The 19,729-nt window shown below is 64.3% G+C and carries 21 protein-coding genes and 1 pseudogene; 7 read left to right on the top strand and 15 right to left on the bottom strand.

Annotated elements, in window-relative coordinates; genetic code table 11:
* Positions 1-23: 23 nt before the first annotated feature.
* From ABOZ73_RS16575 to flbT, 13 genes are all read right to left on the bottom strand, one after another.
* Positions 24-2,222, bottom strand: a complete 2,199-nt coding sequence (locus ABOZ73_RS16575; protein ID WP_369059223.1) for a TonB-dependent receptor — start codon at positions 2,220-2,222, stop codon at positions 24-26.
* 257 nt (positions 2,223-2,479) lie between these two features.
* Positions 2,480-2,986 (bottom strand): single-stranded DNA-binding protein, encoded by a 507-nt coding sequence (gene ssb / locus ABOZ73_RS16570; RefSeq protein ID WP_369059222.1) that lies wholly within the window; start codon positions 2,984-2,986, stop codon positions 2,480-2,482.
* A 123-nt stretch (positions 2,987-3,109) separates the two neighbouring features.
* Entirely contained in the window at positions 3,110-3,493 is a 384-nt protein-coding gene (locus ABOZ73_RS16565) for a hypothetical protein (protein ID WP_369059221.1), read from the bottom strand.
* Positions 3,494-3,502: 9 nt separating this feature from the next.
* Positions 3,503-4,156 carry a hypothetical protein gene (locus ABOZ73_RS16560; RefSeq protein ID WP_369059220.1) on the bottom strand — a complete coding sequence of 218 codons (654 nt, stop codon included), beginning with the start codon at positions 4,154-4,156 and terminating at the stop codon, positions 3,503-3,505.
* 48 nt (positions 4,157-4,204) lie between these two features.
* Positions 4,205-6,820 carry a hypothetical protein gene (locus ABOZ73_RS16555; RefSeq protein ID WP_369059219.1) on the bottom strand — a complete coding sequence of 872 codons (2,616 nt, stop codon included), beginning with the start codon at positions 6,818-6,820 and terminating at the stop codon, positions 4,205-4,207.
* Complete coding sequence (locus ABOZ73_RS16550) at positions 6,783-7,145, bottom strand: hypothetical protein (protein WP_369059218.1); 363 nt, start codon at positions 7,143-7,145, stop codon at positions 6,783-6,785. Before ABOZ73_RS16550 ends, ABOZ73_RS16555 begins: the two co-directional genes overlap by 38 nt.
* 79 nt (positions 7,146-7,224) lie before the next feature.
* The gene (pseH, locus tag ABOZ73_RS16545) at positions 7,225-7,779 is read right to left on the bottom strand and encodes a UDP-4-amino-4,6-dideoxy-N-acetyl-beta-L-altrosamine N-acetyltransferase (RefSeq protein ID WP_369059217.1); all 555 of its coding nucleotides are present in this window, start codon (positions 7,777-7,779) and stop codon (positions 7,225-7,227) included.
* Between the two features lie 23 nt (positions 7,780-7,802).
* Positions 7,803-8,639 (bottom strand): flagellin, encoded by an 837-nt coding sequence (locus tag ABOZ73_RS16540; protein WP_369059216.1) that lies wholly within the window; start codon positions 8,637-8,639, stop codon positions 7,803-7,805.
* Positions 8,640-8,798: 159 nt separating this feature from the next.
* Positions 8,799-9,083, bottom strand: coding sequence for a flagellar protein FlaG (locus tag ABOZ73_RS16535; protein ID WP_369059215.1), 285 nt, complete (start codon positions 9,081-9,083; stop codon positions 8,799-8,801).
* 113 nt (positions 9,084-9,196) lie between these two features.
* Positions 9,197-10,021 carry a flagellin gene (locus ABOZ73_RS16530; protein WP_369059214.1) on the bottom strand — a complete coding sequence of 275 codons (825 nt, stop codon included), beginning with the start codon at positions 10,019-10,021 and terminating at the stop codon, positions 9,197-9,199.
* Positions 10,022-10,300: 279 nt separating this feature from the next.
* Complete coding sequence (locus tag ABOZ73_RS16525) at positions 10,301-11,125, bottom strand: flagellin (RefSeq protein ID WP_369059213.1); 825 nt, start codon at positions 11,123-11,125, stop codon at positions 10,301-10,303.
* A 271-nt stretch (positions 11,126-11,396) separates the two neighbouring features.
* Positions 11,397-11,756, bottom strand: a complete 360-nt coding sequence (gene flaF, locus ABOZ73_RS16520) for a flagellar biosynthesis regulator FlaF (protein ID WP_369059212.1) — start codon at positions 11,754-11,756, stop codon at positions 11,397-11,399.
* On the bottom strand, positions 11,722-12,141 hold the full coding sequence (gene flbT, locus ABOZ73_RS16515; RefSeq protein WP_369059211.1) for a flagellar biosynthesis repressor FlbT: 420 nt from the start codon (positions 12,139-12,141) through the stop codon (positions 11,722-11,724). Before flbT ends, flaF begins: the two co-directional genes overlap by 35 nt.
* A 147-nt stretch (positions 12,142-12,288) precedes the next feature.
* On the opposite strand from flbT, the gene ABOZ73_RS16510 reads away from it, so the two are divergent.
* From ABOZ73_RS16510 to ABOZ73_RS16495, 4 genes are all read left to right on the top strand, one after another.
* Positions 12,289-14,118 carry a tetratricopeptide repeat protein gene (locus ABOZ73_RS16510; protein WP_369059210.1) on the top strand — a complete coding sequence of 610 codons (1,830 nt, stop codon included), beginning with the start codon at positions 12,289-12,291 and terminating at the stop codon, positions 14,116-14,118.
* 90 nt (positions 14,119-14,208) lie between these two features.
* Entirely contained in the window at positions 14,209-14,475 is a 267-nt protein-coding gene (locus ABOZ73_RS16505; RefSeq protein WP_369059209.1) for a hypothetical protein, read from the top strand.
* A gap of 98 nt (positions 14,476-14,573) precedes the next feature.
* Positions 14,574-15,437 carry an AAA family ATPase gene (locus ABOZ73_RS16500; protein WP_369059208.1) on the top strand — a complete coding sequence of 288 codons (864 nt, stop codon included), beginning with the start codon at positions 14,574-14,576 and terminating at the stop codon, positions 15,435-15,437.
* Between the two features lie 109 nt (positions 15,438-15,546).
* Positions 15,547-16,251, top strand: coding sequence for a hypothetical protein (locus ABOZ73_RS16495; RefSeq protein WP_369059207.1), 705 nt, complete (start codon positions 15,547-15,549; stop codon positions 16,249-16,251).
* A gap of 9 nt (positions 16,252-16,260) precedes the next feature.
* Here the strand turns inward: ABOZ73_RS16495 and ABOZ73_RS16490 are convergent, their stop codons facing one another.
* Positions 16,261-16,632, bottom strand: coding sequence for a hypothetical protein (locus tag ABOZ73_RS16490; RefSeq protein WP_369059206.1), 372 nt, complete (start codon positions 16,630-16,632; stop codon positions 16,261-16,263).
* Positions 16,633-16,700: 68 nt separating this feature from the next.
* Entirely contained in the window at positions 16,701-17,516 is an 816-nt protein-coding gene (locus ABOZ73_RS16485) for a universal stress protein (protein ID WP_369059205.1), read from the bottom strand.
* A gap of 107 nt (positions 17,517-17,623) precedes the next feature.
* Between ABOZ73_RS16485 and ABOZ73_RS16480 the strand changes: the two genes are divergently transcribed.
* The 3 genes and pseudogenes from ABOZ73_RS16480 (at position 17,624) to ABOZ73_RS16470 (ending at position 19,716) form a co-directional block, all read left to right on the top strand.
* Positions 17,624-18,268 (top strand): YfbR-like 5'-deoxynucleotidase, encoded by a 645-nt coding sequence (locus ABOZ73_RS16480; RefSeq protein WP_369059204.1) that lies wholly within the window; start codon positions 17,624-17,626, stop codon positions 18,266-18,268.
* Positions 18,265-19,251 (top strand): NAD regulator, encoded by a 987-nt coding sequence (locus tag ABOZ73_RS16475; protein ID WP_369059203.1) that lies wholly within the window; start codon positions 18,265-18,267, stop codon positions 19,249-19,251. The genes ABOZ73_RS16480 and ABOZ73_RS16475 overlap by 4 nt, the downstream gene beginning before the upstream one ends.
* Positions 19,154-19,716 (top strand): annotated as a pseudogene (locus ABOZ73_RS16470) (endonuclease domain-containing protein). Before ABOZ73_RS16475 ends, ABOZ73_RS16470 begins: the two are co-directional and overlap by 98 nt.
* The last annotated feature ends 13 nt before the right edge of the window (positions 19,717-19,729 follow it).

Genomic DNA, 19,729 nt, shown 5'->3' with positions numbered 1-19,729 from the left:
GAACGCCGCCCTTGTCGCCCAAGCTATTGCGGCGTGGCGGAGCCCCCGAAGTCGAAGCCCGGGTCCTTGGGTTTCCGCCCCGCCGAACCGAAGGTGTAGGTCAGGCCCATATAGATCGCCCGCATGTTGTTCTCGCGCAGCGTCCGCCGCTCCAGCCCCGGCGTCTCGAACACCTGCCGCAGGCGAAGAGTGCCCAGAACGTCAGGCGCGGTGACCACGAAGGACAGGCTGTCGCTCAGCTTGCGGCGATAGCCCAGGTTCAGCAGGCCGACATTCTTGATGTAGCCCTGCGCCGTCAGCCGCTCGCCCATCAGGTTGCCCTGCGCCTGCAGGAAGTCCTTGGGCGTCACCTGCCAGCTCAGCGATCCGCGCCCGGCCAGGGTGATGTCAGAGCGCGCGCCCTCGAACCCCAGCCGCGAGGCGTCGATCTCGTACCAGTAGGCGTTGCCGCTGACATTGTAGCTGAGCGTCTTGGTGATCTTGCCATTGGCCACCAGCTCCAGCCCGCCGTTGCGGCCCCGGCCCAGGTTCTCGCGGGTGCTCAGCAGCACGCCGTCGCCCAGCTCCCGGACCACATCGGTCACGCCCTTGCTGCTCTCGCGATAATACAGGGTGGCCAGGTAGTAGGTCGAACCCTTGCGCCGCTGATAGGCGACCTCGAAGCTGTCCGTCACCTGCGGCTCCAGGAAGGGATTGCCCTCCCGGTAGTTCAGCGGATCGACATAGACGCGGTACGGGTTGAGATCCCGCGCGGACGGCCGCTGGATGCGTCGGCTGTAGCTGGCCGTGATCTGCTGATCCGCCGGCAATTTGTGCGACAGGTGCAGGCTCGGATAGAGCCGGAAATAGTCGTTCTCTACCTGCAGGTTGCTGGTGATCTGGCGGATGTCGATCAGGGTCTGTTCGGCCCGCAGCCCCGCCAGGATGGTCAGGTCCCCGACCGGTCGCTCATAGGTGACATAGGCCGCGTGGATCGTCTGGTCGTAGGCGAACAGGTTGGTCATCGCCGGGTCCACGACCACCGCATCCGGCCGGGGACCACGGGCGCCGAAGTTGTCGTAGTCGTTGAGCTCGACATTCAGATTGTAGCCGAGCTTCAGCTTCGACCCGCCTTCGATGGGCCGCGTGTAGTCGGCCTTCAGCTCCGTCTCGGCGGTCTTGGTGACAGCGGCCCATCGTTCGTGAACATCTGGCCGAGGCGGGATGTGCTCGGCGTACAGCATCGTATTGCGGAAGTCCGTGTCGCTGACCTCGTGGCTGAGATTGACCACCAGCTCGTGCTCCGGATCCTTGAACTTCTGACGCCAGCTGCCGCTGATCTCGCTGCTCCGGATGTCGAAGTCGATCCCGCCGTTGCGGTCATAGACCCGGACGAGATCGTCCATCAGCCGCTGCTCGAAGTGCTCGAACGCGTTGGCCGAAACGGTCATGTCGTTGTGGCGAACCTGGGCGCTCAGACGCGTTCGGTTGGTCAGGTCGTAATCGACGCTCGTCCGCACGTTCCACATGCTGCCGTCGCCAATGCCGGTCGTGCGGTCTTGGCTGGTCAGGTTTCGGCCGGCGGCCTCGTCGAACTGGATGCGGTCATCCAGGCTGCGATACTTCTGCGGATCGGTGCGGAAGCCGAAATCGCCGGCCACGGTCAGCTTCTTGGAGTTGTAGCTACCGCTCGCCCCGCCGCTGGTGCGGCCCTCGGAGCCGTAGTTGCCCCTCAAGGAGCCCGACCAGCCCGGCTTGCGGGTGGTCTTGCTGATTAGGTTGATCACCCCGGCCGAACCATCAGGACGGAAGGCGGCGGAGGGATTGGTCATCACCTCCACGCGCTCGATCTGGTCGGCCGGCAACTGCTGCAGCGCCGCCGCCCTGCCTTCGCCCCGGAACATGCCGGACGGCTTGCCGTCGATCATGATGGTCACGTTCGGATCGCCGCGCAGGCTGACATTGCCCTGAACGTCCACGTCCACCGATGGGATGTTGCGCAGGGCGTCGGCGATCGAGCCGGTGGTCGCCTGCAGGTCCTTGGTGATGCTGTAGCTGCGGCGATCGATGGAGGTCCGCAGATCCTGCCCCGGCGCGGTGACGACCACGCCCTGCACGGTGTTGGGCTGGCCGGACGTCGCCGGTACAGATGGCGACGGCGCGGATGGCGCAGTCGCGGCCGGCGCGCCGTTGGCGGGCGCCGCGGCCTGGGCGGCGGCGATGGAGCCCGCCGAGGCCGCCATCATGAGCGCCGACGCAAGACACAGAACTTCCGGGCGCGCGCCCATAGGCGCGCGCGAACGCGTGTGCAGAGACCTCATGAAACCCCGACTTCTACGAGCTATGCATGAACAGCACAGCTTCACCGTGTGGCGATTTGTAGGCGAAGCCAATTTGATTACAAGTGTAATCTACATGAGCCGACGCAACTGTCCAGACATGCGAACGGCCGCCCCTTTCGGAGGCGGCCGTCACAGAACTCAAATTCCAGCGCCGAAGCCTAGAATGGAATTTCGTCGTCCAGATCGGCCGAGAAGTTCTCTCGCGGACCGCTGGGCTGGTTACGCTGGCCGCCGCCGCTGATACCACCACCACCGCCGCCGCTGTAGCCGCCGTCGAAGTCACCGCCGCCGGCGCTGGCGCCCGAGGAGTCGCCGCGACCGCCGAGCATGGTCAGCTCGCCGCGGAACTTCTGCAGGACGATTTCAGTGGAGTACTTCTCGACGCCGCTCTGGTCGGTCCACTTGCGGGTCTGGATGGCGCCCTCGATGTAGACGGTCGATCCCTTGCGCAGATAGTTCTCGGCGACCTTCACCAGGTTGTCGTTGAAGATCACGACCCGGTGCCATTCGGTCTTTTCCTTGCGCTCGCCCGAGGTGCGGTCGCGCCAGCTTTCCGAAGTGGCGATGCGCAGGTTGGCGACGCGGTCGCCCGAACCGAGGCTGCGGATTTCCGGGTCCGCGCCCAGATTGCCGACCAGAATGACCTTGTTGACGCTGCCCGCCATCGCTCGTGCTCCCGAGAACTCGCCTGACGACCCGATGCGTCAGAATCTTAACGGGAACCTAATGACGGACCGAGGGCGGAAGCAATCCGCCCTCGCCAATCTTCCTGTGGACGGCTGCCGCCGCTATTGCGGCATTGCGCCAGGCACGGCCAGACGGCCGTCGCCAGTGCGCACCAGCGCAAGATAGCGCCCGCCCGTCAGTGTCTTGCCGACGAAGATCCCTTCGCGCTGCACGAACAGGAAGTTGCCCTGATAGGCGCCGATCAGCTGCTGCTGGTTCATGCCCATGCGGTTGAAGCGGATGCGCATCCCTTCAAGGGCGGCGGCGCAGTTCTCGACGTTCGGCTGGTTCTTGGCCAGGACGTTGAACTTCATCGTTCCGTCCTTCTGCGGCGCCACGTGCCAGCAGACCCCCGTATCGTAGGGAGCCTCGATCGGCTTCTCGCAACCGGCCAGGGTGACGGCCGCCAGACCGGCGGCGGCGATGAGGGCGAGCTTGGTCTTCATGACGTCTCCTTAGCCGGCGGGCGGCGCGCAGCCGGGCACGGACGGGGCGATGGTGCGGAAGCGGCGGTTGTCGTTCGAAGCCTCGATGCGGCCTGAGGTCAGGCGCAGGGTCTGATCTCCCCATCGACCATAGGACGTGCCCGCATCGCAGCGGCCGGCATAGAGGATCTGAACGCACTCGTTCATCGTCCCCTCGCCGGGGATGCGGCTCCACTGGCCGGCTTCATAGCGCCAGCAGGACGAGACGGGCGAAGCCGCCTCCTCCTCAATGGGACCGGAAGGGGTCGGTGCAGGAGCCGGCGCGGCCTGAGGCGGCGGCAGGGGCGTGAGCATCATGCCCGCTTCGTCGGCCGCGGCCAGGGCGCCGGTCTCGTCGACGCCGACGTCCAGCGCGCCCGTGCCGACACCGTTGCGCGAGGCGCACTCGGCCAGCGTCAGCTCACCGACGAACTGCCCGCTGACGAAGCAACGCAGCGGCCGCGCGGGATCGAGCTTGCTCTCTTCTTGGGTGCCCATCTCGACCACCAGCCCGCCCTTGGAAGCCGGCGGATCGGAGCGCGGGCCGCCGTCGCGCGCCAGAAGGCCCGCGGCGATAGCGACGCCGGCCACAACGGCGACGCCCGCGCCGATAAGGATGAACTTGCGGTCGGTGGGGAAAGCCATGAGCGACGCCTACGACGCGGCGGCGACCGTTTCAAGGCGAAGCGGCGCTTAGCCGCCGGTCAGCTTTGCCAAGGCGTCCTTGTAGCTGGCGATCTGCTTGGTCAGATAGGCCGGGACCGTGCCGCCCTGCTTGCCTTGCGTCTCGGTGATCGCTGCGGGCGGGTTGAGCAGTTCGCGATAGGCGCGTTGGACCGTGGTCATGGCCTTGGTCAGCGCGTCCGTGGCCGCCTTCAGATCCGCCTTCGACGACAGATCATAGGCCTGGCCCAGCTGCAGCCCCCAGATCGCCCCCTTGCCGTCGGCCGGCACATTGCGACCGCCGTCCTCGCGGGTTTTGTAGATCAGGCCTTCGGACAGACCGAGCGCCTCCAGCGCATCCTTGTCGCCCTTGCCCGCGACGATCTCGACGTAGGAACTGTTGAAGGATGCGGTGATCCGCAGCTGGCGACGATCCCCTGTCGTGGCGAACTCCACCTTGGCCTGGTTGCCGCTGGCGCGGCGGATCTTGTCCGCCAGGGTGTCCAGGGTGTCCTTGCCGTCGATGGTGATGGTTGTCAGCGGCCCGCCCGGACGCGTGCGCACCTGGAACTCATCACCCGCGCGCACACCCGTGCCGGAGACGATGAGCTCCGAGGCCTTGGAGAACATCTGACCGCGCGGCAGGCCGAAGGTGTCCAGCACGCTGGCGCCGCTGGCATCCACCGCGATCGAGGTCGGCGCCGCGATGCCGTCCTTGCCGCTGATACGCTGCATCCAGTCGGCGAGGCCCGTCGTCATGTCGAGTTGGGCGACATAGCCGTCCTGCTTGCCCAGCGGCGTCGTGCCACCCAGGTCCTTGCCCGCCAAGCCGGTCAGATAGACCTTGCCCCCGGCTACCGCCATGCCCGTGACCGTGTCGTCCTCGGCGCCGCCGTAATAGGTGATCGCATCCGTTGCGGTGCTGGCAAGATCGGTCGACAGAGTGGCGGCGAAGCCGTCCATTCGCCCTTGGGCGCCGTTCTTCTGGTTTCCGACAACCAGCGCGCCGTTGCCGGACGAGCCGGCGATCCACAGCTTGCCGCTCTCCAGGACAAGGCCCGCGATCGATCCGCCGCCCAGCCCGCCGAGATCACGCAGGGGTCCGCTGGTCACGACTCCGGCGGTCGTGGCGGTCGTCGTCTTGACGCCGACCTGCGCCTGGCTGGTATCGCCGCCGGTAGTGGTGACGGTGGAAGGGGCGCCGCCATCAACCGTGGTGGTCGCCTCTTCAATATAGCCGCCGTTCTGGAAGCTGGTGCGCTTCACGGTCGTGCTGGTCAGCGCGACATCGAAGTTGCGCACCACCGCGCGCCCGCCTTCGACCGACGCCACGTAGACCTTGTCGCCATCGACCACGAGGCCGGCCACACTGTCCTTTTCGGCCGTGCCGAACTGGGTCGTGAACAGAGACTTCGGCTTGCCGTCGGCCTGGGTGGCGAAGGCGGTCAGGTAGCCGTCCTGTCCGCCCTTGCCCGAGGCGAATGTCGGCGATGCGGCGCCGTCGTGCCCCGCCATGGAGGAGTTGGTGTTGCCTGCCACATAGAGCGTGCCGTCGGCTCCGAACGCCAGAGCCGTTGCGGCGTCGTCTTCCAGCGCCCCTCGGCGCACGGTCCAGGCTTCATCCCCGTTCGTGTCGTACAGCGTGACGAAACTGTCGGACTTCTTGCTCGACGCGCCGGAGTTCAGCGGTCCGTTCGCCCCGTCCGGCAGGCCTGCCAATTGGCCCGTCACCGACCCGGCCACGGCGACCTTGCCGTCAGCCGAAACCGCCAGGTTGAAGCCGGAAGAGGTTTCCGCCGCCCCCAGGGATCGCGCGAACATCAGATTGCCCGAGGAGTCGTACTTCAGCAGCGCGACATCCTGCTTGCCCTTGATCGCCTGGCTGTCGATGTCCAGCGAGTCCTTCTCGACGTGCGCGACGTTGGCCAGCATGTAGACGGAGCCGTCCGGCCCTGTAACCGTCTTCTGAACGCTGTCGATCGTGCCCTGAAGCGTGTCAGTGAAAACCAGACCGCCGACCCCTGTCCCCAGCGCCCCGTTGATCTTGGTCAGGGTGTTCCGGAACACTCCGTCGTCAGTCTTGCTGTCCTTGTCGGGGTCTGGATCACCCGACCGGGTGGTCACATAGACCGCCGGCGAGGTCGTCGCGGCCGAGAAGGTCAGGGTCTCCGCCATGTCGCCCTTCACTTGGAAGGAGAAATCGTCGCCCTTGGCCGGCAGTTTGACGGTCTCGCCATTGGCGCCCTTGACCTCGGTCTCAGCACCCTTGGTCTGCTTGACGGCGAAAGTGGTCCAAAGGCCCGCATCCTTCAGCTTCCCATTGATGAAGGCCGCCACCGACTGCATCGTCCGCGGGGTCGAGCCCATCTCGGCGAGATCGATATCGATATCGAAGCTGTTGTTGACCTTCTTGACCTGGATCTTGAAGGCGGCGGGCCCCTGAAAGGCCGGAACCTCCTCACCGACCTTGCCCGAGTAGATCGTTCCGGTGTCGTAGGTGTAGTTGGATTTCTTCACTCCGACGGTGCTCTTCACCGTCGATTGAGCCATTCCCGTGGTCAGGCGCACGCCGTCCAGATTCAGGCCCTGGGTATATTTCTCGACCTCATCAAGCCCCTTGGCGAAGGCCGTCTGAAGACGCGCCATCTCGCTTTCCGTGACCCCTTTCTCGCCAGCACGAGCCGTCAGGCCCGAAAGGGCGGCAAGTCCCTGGTGCAGGGCGAAAAGCTTGCGATGATCTTCCGCCGCGCCGGCGGATTCGAGGTTCGCCCCCCTCGTCGATGAACTTGCGCCCGCCGAGCACCTTCTTCATGAGGGCGTCGGCCTTGAGATCCTTATTGGAAGACGCCCACGGCGCGACCACGCGATTGGTGTTGCTCGCCCCGCCCGATGAGGCGGCAGCCGCCGCGCCCGCCACGTTGGAGCGGGCCTGATAGTAGCCGAGCAACAAGCTGCTATCGAAGGTGATCAACCAAACGGCTCCTCAACGCGCGCAGCGCTTTCGCGAACATTATCGCCGTTCAGGCCTTTCGAGTCGTTAGAACTCGGCCTTAACCGGCGATCATCCGGGCGTCGATCAAGGACTGGCGGACACGGTCTCCCGTCACCTTCCACTCCTCGGCGAGCAAGCCCAACAGCACCACGTCCCGGCGCACTCCGCCCTTGAGGACGTGAGCGCGCAGATATCCCTCGCGCAGGAAGCCGACCGCCGTCTGCGCCTTGAGCGCCGCGTCGTTGTCGGCCATCACCTCGGCGAACACCTTCTCAAGGCCGAGCTCACCGAAAGCCTTGTCAATTCCAAGGACTTGGGCGGCGCGGCCAACGCCCCGCCCGCGCGCCTCCGCCGAGCCGAGGAACCAGTTCCAGGCCGCGCGACGATGGTGGCTTTGCAGCCCGGTCAGCGTCAGCAAACCGGCCGGGGCCTCACCTTGCACGATCATCCAGCCGCGCATGTCTGGATCGGCGCGAAGCCCCTCGAACCACGCCTTGTGCGCCGTCTCGCTGGGGAAAGCCGCGTCCGACATCCAGCGATCCACCTCGGGCTCGCGGCGCCAAGCGAAAAGTACGTGCTCGTCCGCGTCCTGCAGTTCGCGAAGGGTGATCATCACTACGCCCCTGGACTAGGTCTTTACTGCCCCTGGAACAGGGAAAGGATCACCTGCGGCCCACTGTTGGCGATCGACAGGGCCTGAACGCCCAACTGCTGTTGCACCTGCAGCGCCTGAAGGCGTGCGCTTTCCTTGGCCATATCGGCGTCGACGAGGTTGCCGACCCCGGCTTCGAGCGTATCGCTCAGCTTGCCGATGAAGGTGAGGTGCGCCTCGATCCGCTTGGCCTGGGAGCCGACGGTGGCGACAGCGCCGTTGGTCGCCTGGATTGAGACGTCCAGCTCTGCGAGCACCGCCGTGGCGTCGACGGGGGTCAGAATGCTGGAACCGACCGGCACGGTCACGTTGGGTCCGCCGACGGTGAGATCCTGCACCGATAGCGTCACCGCAAGCACCGCATCGGCGTCCGCCAAGAAGCGAAGGCTCTGCGACAGCGAGTTGTTCAGCAGGTTGCTTCCATCGAAGCTGGCGTTGGCGACCACCTGATCCAGCTGAGAAAGCAGGCCCTGGAAGTCGTCATTGAGCGCCTTGCGGGCCGAACTGCCCAGCGAGGTCTCCATCGCCGCGATGACCTTCTCGCGCATCAGGTTGAGCAGGTTCGAAACTGACTCCCCCGCCGCCATCGCCACGTCCGAGATCGACTGAGCACGGTTCAGGCTCATCTTGACGGAGCTCAGCGAACTTACGTCCGCGCGCTGATCCTGCGCGATGGACCAGATCGAGGCGTTGTCCTTCGCCCCTGAGATCGCCAGCGATGTGCTGATCCGATCCTCGGCCTTGCCGAGTTCGTCCGACGTCTTGTTCAGATTCTGAAGGGCGATCAGAGCGGACTTGTTGGTGTTAACGCTCAGCGTCATGAGCCGTCTCCCAGAGGCGTTTTGCCTGGCCGCAGAACGCCTCGATTCGAGGCCGCTCCGCCATAGAGACGAGCGTTAACCTTAAGAAGTGTCCGTATGGTTAACGAAAATAAACCATGAAATTTAACGCCTGGACGCCCCTACGTCGCAGGCGGAGCCTCAGCTCTTGGCGTCGAAGACCGTACCCGGAAGGTAGTCCGGCGACTTCATGATGCGCAGCACCTCCTCACGGGGAAACTGCGAAAGCACCTCGCCCGTCACGCGGTCGAGGGTCTTGTAGATGTAGACGCCAGTGGCCTCGTCACGATCGATGAACAGCCGCACGTCCGAAGCTGGCGGCTCGGCAAGGGGCTGGCCCGTACGAGCAAAGCCGCCCTCGAGTGCGGGGGCGGCGCGGCCTTCGACGTCGATGCTCAAGTTCAGTTGCGGAACTGGATCGGTCATTTCTCCTTCCGCCGGCCGTCAGAGGCCGACGCCTTCCTGACAGGTGGCGCATTCCTAGAGCGCGCCGAGCGTGAGGGCGGAAGGCGGGCGAAACGCCCGCCTTCCTGAGTTCCTTAGCGGAACAGACCCAGCACGGTGGAGGTCGAGGAATTGGCGATCGAGAGCGCCTGCACGCCAAGCTGTTGCTTGGTCTGCAGAGCGGTCAGGCGAGCGCTTTCCTTGGCCAGATCGGCGTCGACCAGGTTGCCCACACCCGCATCCAGGCTGTCTTGCAGCTTGTTGATGAAGGTCAGGTGGGCGTCCAGGCCGGCCGAGTTCGTACCCAGCGAGGCCAGCTTGTTGGTGGCGGTCGACAGAGCGGTGGTGATGTCGGTCACCATCGACAAAGCGCCAGCGGCGTCGCTGAAGGTGTCGGTGTCCGACAGCCCCAGGCCGACGAGCGACATCGTCTTAGCCTGAACAGTGAAGGCGTCGCCCGAGTTGTTCGAGAGGAACTCCATCTTCGCCGTCGACGTGCCGTCAACGATGTTGGCGCCGCCGAACTTGGCGTTGTCCACCGCCTTGGTGATCTGGTCACGCAGCGAGTTAAAATCAGCAGCCAGCGTGTTGCGGCTCGCGGTGGTGATGGAGGTGTCAGCCGCAGCCAGGGCCTTTTCCTTCATCTTGTTCAGCAGATCGACAACCGTGTCGCCGGCGGCCAGGCCGACGTCGATGGTCGACTGACCACGCTGCAGCGAGTCGCGGACCGCGTTCAGCGAGTTGGAGGTGGCGGCCTGGTTCTTGGAAATCGCCCAGATAGCGCCGTTGTCCTTGGCGGTGGCGATTTTCTTGCCGGTGTTGATGCGGCTTTGGACGACGCCCAGCTCGGTGTTGGTGCCGTTGAGGGTCTGCAGGGCGGCCATGGCCCCGACGTTGGTGTTCACGCTGTTCAGCGCCATTCGAGAGTTCCTTTTTCTCGATTTCCGGCGTCGTTTTGACAGCCGGGGGCATTTTGCCCATGGCGATGGGTAGCAATGACCGGGCCAAATCTGCCTAGGCGGCAGATTTTTCCCAACGCATTGAAAACGTGGAGTTATAGGTTTGTTTAGAACCAAAAAGCCCGGCAACTTCTGCCGATCTCGCCTGGAGATCGGCAGAAGTTGCCGGGCAAAAACGCTCTAAACGTACTTAGCTCAAAGTTAATGGGGAGGCGACGAGCGCCTCCCCATTCTCGGCGGTTAGCCGAAGAGCGACAGGACCGACTGCGGCGCCTGGTTGGCGATCGACAGAGCCTGCGTGCCAAGCTGTTGCTTGGTCTGCAGAGCGGTCAGGCGAGCGCTTTCCTTGGCCAGATCGGCGTCGACCAGGTTGCCCACACCCGCATCCAGGCTGTCTTGCAGCTTGTTGATGAAGGTCAGGTGGGCGTCCAGGCCGGCCGAGTTCGTACCCAGCGAAGCCAGCTTGTTAGCAGCGGTCGCCAGAGCGGTAGTGACGTTAGTCACCATCGTCAGAGCACCAGCGGCGTCGCTGAAGGTGTCGGTATCCGACAGCCCCAGGCCGACGAGCGACATCGTACGCGCGATCACGGTGAAGGCGTCGCCAAAGTCGTTCGACAGAAACTCCATCTTCGACGTCGAGGTGCCGTCAACGATGTTGGCGCCGCTGAACTTGGCGTTATCGACGGCCTTAGTGATCTGATCACGCAGGGTGGTGAAGTCCGATGCCAGCGTCTGACGGCTCGCAGTGGTGATGGAGGTGTCAGCCGCAGCCAGGGCCTTTTCCTTCATCTTGTTCAGCAGATCGACAACCGTGTCGCCGGCAGCGAGGCCGACGTCGATGGTCGACTGACCACGCTGCAGCGAGTCGCGGACCGCGTTCAGCGAGTTAGAAATGGCCGACTGGTTCTCGGCGATCGCCCAGATGGCGCCGTTGTCCTTGGCGTTGCCGATTTTCTTGCCGGTGTTGATGCGGCCCTGCGTAATCTGAAGCTCAGTGTTGGTCTGGTTCAGGTTCTGCAGCGCGATCATGGCGCCGGCGTTGGTGTTCACGGAATTCGAGATCATAGGTCCCTACCATTTTGGTCGGAGTTTCCAGCGTTTTGCTGGGGAGCATTTTGCTCGCACACCAAATCGCAAGCACCGGGCCAGACGCCCGCCGAACATCAACCATTGAAAAGATAGAACTTTTTACACGATCCAGCTTTAACGCGCACGCCGCGCGCTGCATTTAATGCCCGGAGGCGGCAAAATTAGCCGGCAACTTTTGCTGCAGCAGAAATGCAAACGGGCGGGGCGCCGCGCGCCCCGCCCGTCCAAATCTCACCAGCCAAACGCCTTACGCAGCTTGCTGCTGCGAAAGCCCCTGCATGATCGCGCGATTGATCTCGATCAACGGACCGAACTCCTCCTCCTTACGCATCACAGCGCTGGAATGGCGGGCGACCCAAAGACTCAGAGAAATAATAGATGCTCGCAAGTCCGGCGGCAGCGCATTCGTAGGCAAGGAGCAATCCGACGCCAACGCCGACCAGAGCTTGCGATTACGATCAAGCGCATTGATACGCAGCTGAAAATCGTCCGAAGCGCCGGCCGCAGCGGTCATAAGATCGCGCGTAACCTCGCCGAAGAGACGGTACTCAATATCACGCGGAGACTCCGCGCTAATCGCGACCTGTTGATACGCCCGAAGGGACATTCCCCAACCTCTCGTTCTCGTACTCGATCAGCCGACGGCTCAACATCAACGCCTTATAGAATTCCTTCTCCAGAACATGCTTCGAAATGGTTACGCAATCGGCGAGTATGGCTGGATTGCCGATAACGCCCATAAATTCGCTCATACGCCGAACGAATTCGTCATAGTGTGACTCCAGCCCCCCGCCATCGAGATACATCATCATGACCGGGAAATAGATCCGGCGCGCAGGCGTCGTCACGTCGGCGACCTGCATGATGTCCTTTTCCCGAAGGACGGATGCCTTGTTCTGCAGGATGACGGTCGCGCGCCGATCCCCGTTCTGCACGACCGCGCCATTGAGAACAAATCGCTCTCCCGGCTTTAATGACAGCTTCAACGGCACGGTCGAATCTCGCAGGGGCTTGGAATCAAACAATAGGAACAAAGCTAAAACGGCATAGTTAACGGGAGATTGCCAACAACTCTCCCGCCCACTCGCATTTAGGATTTAGTTAAGCATATTCCCCCAGCCTCATTGGATTACCGAGGAATGGGAATCGATATGCCGTCCAACAAGGCGAAGGTTTCGCACAGCGCGCTGCTCGAAGCTGCGGATATCGCTCCGGAGCCGACATATGTGGGCGCGAAGGCGGTTCGCATTGGAGACTCCGCATCAAAGGCCGCGCTTCAGCGTCTTGCCCAGGCCGTTACGGAACTGAAGCAGCAAGAAATTCCCAAGCTCCTGAGCGACGCCATCGCCGCAGTGAGGCGTGGCGCCCCGACGGTCGCAAAGGAACTGGCGCTGGCGGCGCTTAAGCTCGACGAGAAGCAAGGAATTGCCTGGCATATTCTTGGCATTTCGCTGGAGAAGATCGGCGACTTGGGTGCGTCGCTGCGCAGCTACGACGCCGCGCTAAGATTGCTCCCGGACGAAACGGTTATCGCACTCGACCTTGGCCGCTTAGCGTCCAGGTTGGACATGCCCGAGTTCGCCGCGAAGCTCTACTCCATCCATTTGCAGCGTGACCCAAGCAGCCTGGAAGCCGCAAACAATCTCGCAACTTCACTTCGAGATATGCGGCGCTTTGAAGAGGCGATCGAAATTCTACGCCCGATCATCGCTCAATTCCCTGAATCTGGGATGCTCTGGAACACTCTGGGAACGATTGTCGCACAGCAAGGCGACACCGGGACGGCTTGCGTGTTCTACGACGAAGCAATCCGGCTCAAGCCTGACTTCGGGTTGGCCTTCTACAATCGCAGCGGATGCCGCGCTGAACTGGGCGACATTCGAGGCGCCTTCGAAGACTGTGAAAGCGCGCTTGCTGTCACCACGGTCCCGACAGACATCGACAATATGCGCTTCTCCAAAGCATTGCTGCAGCTAGCGGCAGGAGACCTCTCCGGCGGCTGGGAAAGCTATGAAGCGCGCTTCCTCCCCGGGATGACAGGCGCTCCTTCCTTCATCGCGAACGCGCCTCGTTGGGAGCCAGCGAACGACTTGAAGGGCAAACGCCTTGTGGCGTTCGGTGAGCAGGGTATCGGGGACGAAATCCTGTTTTCTCACGCGCTGCCCGACGTGTCGGAAGAGCTGGGACCGGACGGTCATCTGACGATTGTCGTAGAACGACGCCTGGCGCCGTTGTTTAGACGCTCGTTCCCGCAAGCGACCGTGGTGACCCACAAGACCGCCCGTCTTGAAGGGCGAGTGACAAGAGGTAGTTTGGAAATCGAGGATTGGAGCTCGATCGATTACTGGTCTCCTGTAGGAACATTTCTAAGAAAGTACCGCAACGATCTGGAGTCCTTTGGTCGCCGGGGTCCCCTTCTCATCGCGGCCCCAGAAAGGGTGGCGCACTGGAAAGGCTGGCTTGAAAGCCTACCCGCAGGTCCGAAAATTGGCCTTCTCTGGAAAAGCGCCAAAATCGACGGCGACCGAAATCGCTACTTTTCACCCTTCGAGGCTTGGAGCGATATCCTGAAAACTCCAGGAGCCGTTTTCATAAATACTCAGTATGGAGACTGCGAAGATGAAATTCGGTACGCAAAGCAAGTCCTAGGCGTCGAGATTTTTCAACCGCCCGAGATAGATCTCAAAGAAGATCTTGATGATGTTGCTGCGCTGGTCTCCGCCCTTGATGTTGTTCTCGGGTCCACCAACGCAACGATGCAGCTTGCAGGCGCGGTCGGAACTCCAATTTGGATGATCGCCTCGGCGACGACGTGGACCCAGTTGGGCGCTGATTACTACCCCTGGTATCCTCAGGCGCGCTGCTTTCCGCTGACGAGCTTTTTGGATTGGGCCCCTGTCGTTCGTCAGACGGCCGACGCCCTGAACTTAGCGGTTAAGGGCGACATGGCATTCGCCATGAATGGCTAGAGAGCGGCCAATGTGAAGGAACTCCGGATGCTGACGCGGGTTGATTCAGCGTGGCGAGGACGGTCCTCGCCCGCCCCAGGAGTCACCCTTATGACCCCCGAAGTCGATTACAAATTCCATGACCCGCTGCCGCGTCAGCCCGAGCTGGACGATGGCGCGATCCGCAGGCTCGCCGCCGATGAGACCATCGACGAGGATGAAGACCTCGACGATGAGGAGCTCGACGAAGACGATGAGGACGAGGAATCCTCCACGGTTCCGCCCAGTGATCTCTCCCAGGAGAAGCAGCTGGACCACGGCCTGAAGGAGACCTTCCCGGCCTCCGACCCGGTCTCGATCAATCCCGGCGCCGACTAGAGCGACGCCAAAGGGCTGATCAAGGGCGGCGCGGGACTTGAATGTCCTGCGCCGCCCTTTAGTTTGCGATCTCTTGAACACTTGTTTGGATCGATCGCATGGGCCGTTTCGAAGGCACCCAGGACTACGTCGCCACCGAGGATCTGAAGGTCGCCGTCAATGCGGCCATCGCGCTTGAACGGCCATTGCTGATCAAGGGCGAGCCGGGAACGGGCAAGACCGTCCTGGCCTACGAAGTGGCCAAGGCCATGGGCGCGCCCCTGCTGACCTGGCACATCAAGTCGACCACCAAGGCCCAGCAGGGCCTGTACGAGTATGACGCCGTCACCCGCCTGCGCGACAGCCAGCTGGGCGACGAGCGGGTCAAGGACGTCAAGAACTACATCAAGAAGGGCAAGCTTTGGGAGGCGTTCGACGCCCCCGTCCGCCCTGTCCTGCTGATCGACGAGATCGACAAGGCCGACATCGAATTCCCGAACGACCTCCTGCAGGAGCTCGATCGCATGGAGTTCTACGTCTACGAGACGGGTGAGACGATCAAGGCGGCGGTGCGCCCCGTGGTGATCATCACGTCCAACAACGAGAAGGAGCTGCCGGACGCCTTCCTGCGCCGCTGCTTCTTCCACTACATCCGCTTCCCGGACGAGGCGACGATGCAGGCCATCGTCGACGTCCACTTCCCCGGCATCAAGGCCAAGCTGGTCGGCGAGGCGCTGCGCATCTTCTACGACATGCGCAAGGTGCCGGGCCTGAAGAAGAAGCCCTCGACCTCCGAGCTGCTGGACTGGCTGAAGCTGCTGCTGGTGGAAGACATCGACGAGGCGGTCCTGCGCGAGAAGGATCCGACCAAGCTGATCCCCCCCCTGCACGGCGCCCTGCTGAAGAACGAGCAGGACGTTCACCTGTTCGAGCGCCTGGCCTTCCTGGCCCGTCGTGAAGGTTCGGGCCGCCCCGGAGCATAGCAATTCTTGCGGCGATTTAATGCGGTGACGCCCAGTCTTACCGCAATTTCATTGGACCCCCTGCCGGGCTGGCCGCACCCTCGCGCGCAGTTCGATAGGGGAGACAATGATGAAACGCTCGTTCCTGGCCACCGCTGGCGTCCTGTGCTTCGCGGGTCTCGCCCTGGCCGCCTGCGGCCCTGACGGCAGGCCGCCGAAGCCGTCGAACAATCACTGGAACGACAAGGCCATGAGCGTGAAGGCGCGCCTGGAGTGCCCCGACCAGAAGGGGGAGCTGAAGCGCGTCAGCGTCGCCGCCGATGGCAAGTCCTGCGTCTATACGGCCAGCAACGCCGAGGTGACCCTGCGCCTGCTGGACGTCGGCCCCGGCGGCGCACAGGCCGCGTTGTCGCCCATCGAGACCGAACTGCGCGCCATCGTGCCCTTCCAGGCGCGCGAGCCGAGCTCGGACGGCAAGCACACCGAGATCAACCTGCCCGGCCTGCACATCACCGCGCATGACGACGCCAACGGCGACGGCGGCACTGCCGAGGTCCGCGTCGCGGGCATCCACATCAACGCCAACGAAAACGGGGCGGAAATCCGCGCCGAGCACTTCGGCGAGAACGCCGTCCGGGCCAGCCTGATCCTGGCGGCGGGCGACGACGCGCCGGAACAGCACGTCGTCGGCTACGAGGCTCGCGGGCCGGTGAAGGGCCCCCTGGTCATCGCCGTGGTCAAGGCCAAGGACCGGGACTACACCGACGACAAGGACAAGGACGGCGTCTTCTCGAGCATGAAGAAGCTGGTCCGGATGAACGTCGACGAGAAGTGAGCCTTCGGCTCAGACCGGCTGCACCTCGACCACCTTGTAGGTCAGGGGGCGGCCGTCCTCGTCGGTGACGGTCACGTATTCACCCACGGCGAAGCGGTGCTCGCCCAGACGGTGGACGGGCTCGTCGTCCATGTCGTCGTCCCCGTCATAGTCGAAGAACCAGCGGCTTCCCTTGCGCGCCAAGCGGCCGTCGACGGCGTCCTCGTCCGGGGCGAAGCGGCGGACCGTGCAGTCCCCCTTGGCCTTGGAGTAGGCCGCCTCGTCCAGCATGCCGTCGCTGTTCAGCGGAGCGGTCAGGGCGTATCCGCGATGGTCGTCGCCGCCGGCGAACTCGGTGCCGGGGTTGCGGGCCAGCCGCATCACGATGCGCGAAAGGGTCATGGGGTCTTCCCTTCTTCTTGTGAGAATTGAGAGACAGAAACCGAGAGAATTCGGCGACTATCCGGAGACTAGTGAGACAGGAACAGCGACGGGCCGCCTTCGGCTCCCAACAGGGAGCGGGTGGTGCCGCCGAAGATGTATTCCTGCAGACGCGGGTGGCCGAACGCCCCCGCCACCATCAGGCTCGCGCCCAGGGACTTGGCGGCGTCCAGCAGGATCGAGGCGGCGTCGCCGCCCTCCCCGCCCGTCTGGACCTCGGCCACCACGCCGCGCACGGCGTAGAAGGCCTGCAGTTCGGCCGGATCGAACTTGCGCGAGGTGGCGCTGGGCGCGCTGAAGATCACCACGCGCGACGCCTTCTGCAGCAGCGGCAGGGCAGTGCGGGCCGCGCGGCTGGCCTCCTTGCCGCCGTCCCAGGCCACCAGGGCCACGCCGGTAGCGTTGAAGTTCGGGCGCGCCACGATGGTCGGGCGCTGCTCGTCGGCGACGATCTGCTGGAAGGCCTCGGCCAGGGGGCCGCGGCCGCGGGCGGCGGCGTCATCGAACACCACCACGTCCGACAGGCGGCCCTGCATGGACAGGCCGGCCCAGACGGGGCTTTCCAGCGAGATGAAGCGCTTGGTCTTGGCCGAGCAGGCGTCGAAGGCGGCGCGCGCGGCCCGTTCGCCCGTGGCGGTGGCTTCCTTCAGGCTTTCGATGGCGGTGATCTGGACCCCGCCCATGAAGCCTTCGCCCATCCAGGGCATCAGGTCGGCCACGTCGGCCGGGGTGTGGATCGCCGCGACCTCCGCTCCGAAGGGCGCGGCGAAGGCCGCGGCGGCGGCCAGAACCGCATCATCACCCTTGCCGCCGGCCACCGGCGCCATGATCCTTGCCCAGCTCATGATCCATTCTCCTCTTGGAGGCATTTCTTGTGGGCGGCGGCCCGCCCGTCGTTGATCTTCGTCAACCGATGGGCCAATCCAACAGCCTTCACTATGGGAACGATCAAGTGGCGAAAGGGCTGCAAAGAACCAAGGCGCCTCCCCGGGCCTGGCAGCGCATGCTGTCCGGCCGGCGTCTCGACCTTCTCGATCCGTCGCCGATGGACATCGAGATCGAGGATATCGCCCATGGCCTGGCGCGCGTGGCGCGCTGGAACGGCCAGACGATCGGCGAGCACGGCTTTTCCGTCGCTCAGCATTCGGTGGTGGTCGAGGAGATCGCCGTCCACATCCGCCCTGACCTGGAGCCGAAGTGGCGGCTGGCCGCCCTGCTGCACGACGCCTCGGAATACGTCATCGGCGACATGATCTCGCCGTTCAAGGCGGCGCTGGGCGTGAGCTACAAGGCTTTCGAGGCCAAGCTTGAAGATGCGATCCACATCCGCTTCGGCCTGCCGCCGAAGGTTCCGGCCGATATCAAGAAGCTGATCAAGCAGGCCGACCGCGCCTGCGCCTTCTTCGAGGCGACTCAGCTGGCGGGCTTCTCGGTGGAGGAGTCGCTGGGCTTCTTCGGCGCGCCGCCGGCCGGCTATAATCTGGTGATCGATCCCCAGCCGCCCCGCGAGGCGCAGGAACGCTACGTCCACCGCTTCCATGTCCTGTCCGAGGCCGCCGGCTTCGAACCGGTCGCCGCCGCGCACGAGACCGAATGAACACCGGCCTGGACGCCCCCTCCGTCGTCATCGGACTGTCGGCCGTCACGGTCGCCATCCGCGATGGCGAGGCCGTCGTCCTGACCGTGCGCCCGCACGACGCGGTGACCGACCGCACCTCGACCCTGGCCGGCCTGCCCTTCGGCCCGTTCAACCCGCAGGCGGATCGCACCTTCGAACTGGCCCTGCGCGATTTCGTGACCGAGCAGACGGGGTTCGAGTTGGGATATGTCGAACAGCTCTACACCTTCGGCGACAAGGGCCGCGACGCCCCCCGGGCCGAGGTCGGCGCCGGCGCGGCGCGCGTGGTCTCGGTGGGCTATCTGGCGCTCACCCCCGCCGCCGCGGGCGCCAAGGCCGACACCGCCTGGGCGCCGTGGTCGCGGTTTTTCCCTTGGGAAGACTGGCGCGAGGGTCGCCCCGCCGCCATCGACGACGCCTTGGCCCCCGCCCTGCGCGCCTGGGCCGGACAGGACGACAGCCGCCTGTCGCGGGCGCGCCTGCATTTCGCCCTCGACGGCGCGCCGTGGAACGAGGAACGGGTTCTGGAGCGCTACGAGCTGCTTTACGAGGCCGGCCTGGCCCCGGAAGCGGCCCGCGACCTAGCCCGCGACCAGGGCCGCCCCGCCGCCGAACCCGCCGCCCTGTCGCCGGCCTTCGGCGAGCCGATGATTTCCGACCACCGCCGCATCCTGGCCACGGGCCTGGGCCGCCTGCGCGGCAAGCTGAAGTACCGCCCCATCGTCTTCGAACTGATGCCGCCGGAGTTCACGCTCAGCGCCCTGCAGCGGACGGTGGAGGCCATCGCCGGCGTAGCCCTGCACAAGCAGAACTTCCGCCGCGTGGTTGAGCGCACGGATCTGGTGGAAGGCCTCGGCCGGCTAGATGTGGAGACCGGCGGCCGCCCCGCCGAACTGTTCCGCTTCCGCCGAGAAGCCCTGGCCGCGCGCCCGGCGTTCGGGCTGTCGCTGCCGCTGCTTTAGCGCTGTTCCATCTTCTTCTCCTGCCCCGCTTGCGGGGGAGGTGGCGCGCGGCGACAGCCGCGTGACGGAGGGGGCGCTCTTGCGCCAAGCTCAAGCTGTGAGATCGACCAGCAAGACGCATGGCCGCGCCAAGTCGCTTCGGGGTGAAATGTCGCCGCCGGAAGTCTGGCTGTGGGTCCGCTTAAGAGCCGCCCGACAGGTCGGCGTCGCATTTCGGCGGCAACATCCCATCGGCCCCTACATCGCGGACTTCTATTGCAGGCCGCCAAGCTGGTTATCGAGGTTGACGGCTGGGTTCATAATACCGGTGATCATCCGCAACAGGATGAACGGCGCGACGCCTACATGGAGGCCCTCGGCTATCGCGTTCTTCGTTACGAAGCAGGTGAAGTGATGCGCGATCCCGATGGCGTCGCGCAGTCGATGTTCGAAGCTGCCGCAGCGCCCCCTCCGTCACGGCGCTGACGCGCCGCGCCAC

Source organism: Caulobacter sp. 73W, from assembly GCF_041021955.1.
In the GTDB taxonomy this organism is placed as follows: Bacteria; Pseudomonadota; Alphaproteobacteria; order Caulobacterales; family Caulobacteraceae; genus Caulobacter.
Note: the sequence above shows the minus strand (reverse complement) of the source record. Positions and strands in the feature narration are given on the sequence as shown.

Excerpts from the sequence above, each read along its gene's own strand:
- ABOZ73_RS16500 (WP_369059208.1), top strand. The coding sequence starts at position 14,574 with ATGGGCCGTTTCGAAGGCACCCAGGACTACGTCGCCACCGAGGATCTG.
- ABOZ73_RS16540 (WP_369059216.1), bottom strand. The coding sequence starts at position 8,639 with ATGACGCTGAGCGTTAACACCAACAAGTCCGCTCTGATCGCCCTTCAG.
- ABOZ73_RS16575 (WP_369059223.1), bottom strand. The coding sequence starts at position 2,222 with ATGGCGGCCTCGGCGGGCTCCATCGCCGCCGCCCAGGCCGCGGCGCCC.
- ABOZ73_RS16565 (WP_369059221.1), bottom strand. The coding sequence starts at position 3,493 with ATGAAGACCAAGCTCGCCCTCATCGCCGCCGCCGGTCTGGCGGCCGTC.
- ABOZ73_RS16485 (WP_369059205.1), bottom strand. The coding sequence starts at position 17,516 with ATGAGCTGGGCAAGGATCATGGCGCCGGTGGCCGGCGGCAAGGGTGAT.
- ssb (WP_369059222.1), bottom strand. The coding sequence starts at position 2,986 with ATGGCGGGCAGCGTCAACAAGGTCATTCTGGTCGGCAATCTGGGCGCG.
- flaF (WP_369059212.1), bottom strand. The coding sequence starts at position 11,756 with ATGTCCCTTCGGGCGTATCAACAGGTCGCGATTAGCGCGGAGTCTCCG.
- ABOZ73_RS16505 (WP_369059209.1), top strand. The coding sequence starts at position 14,209 with ATGACCCCCGAAGTCGATTACAAATTCCATGACCCGCTGCCGCGTCAG.
- ABOZ73_RS16510 (WP_369059210.1), top strand. The coding sequence starts at position 12,289 with ATGGGAATCGATATGCCGTCCAACAAGGCGAAGGTTTCGCACAGCGCG.
- pseH (WP_369059217.1), bottom strand. The coding sequence starts at position 7,779 with ATGATCACCCTTCGCGAACTGCAGGACGCGGACGAGCACGTACTTTTC.
- ABOZ73_RS16495 (WP_369059207.1), top strand. The coding sequence starts at position 15,547 with ATGAAACGCTCGTTCCTGGCCACCGCTGGCGTCCTGTGCTTCGCGGGT.
- ABOZ73_RS16525 (WP_369059213.1), bottom strand. The coding sequence starts at position 11,125 with ATGATCTCGAATTCCGTGAACACCAACGCCGGCGCCATGATCGCGCTG.
- ABOZ73_RS16530 (WP_369059214.1), bottom strand. The coding sequence starts at position 10,021 with ATGGCGCTGAACAGCGTGAACACCAACGTCGGGGCCATGGCCGCCCTG.
- ABOZ73_RS16490 (WP_369059206.1), bottom strand. The coding sequence starts at position 16,632 with ATGACCCTTTCGCGCATCGTGATGCGGCTGGCCCGCAACCCCGGCACC.
- ABOZ73_RS16535 (WP_369059215.1), bottom strand. The coding sequence starts at position 9,083 with ATGACCGATCCAGTTCCGCAACTGAACTTGAGCATCGACGTCGAAGGC.
- ABOZ73_RS16560 (WP_369059220.1), bottom strand. The coding sequence starts at position 4,156 with ATGGCTTTCCCCACCGACCGCAAGTTCATCCTTATCGGCGCGGGCGTC.
- ABOZ73_RS16475 (WP_369059203.1), top strand. The coding sequence starts at position 18,265 with ATGAACACCGGCCTGGACGCCCCCTCCGTCGTCATCGGACTGTCGGCC.
- ABOZ73_RS16555 (WP_369059219.1), bottom strand. The coding sequence starts at position 6,820 with ATGGCGCGTCTTCAGACGGCCTTCGCCAAGGGGCTTGATGAGGTCGAG.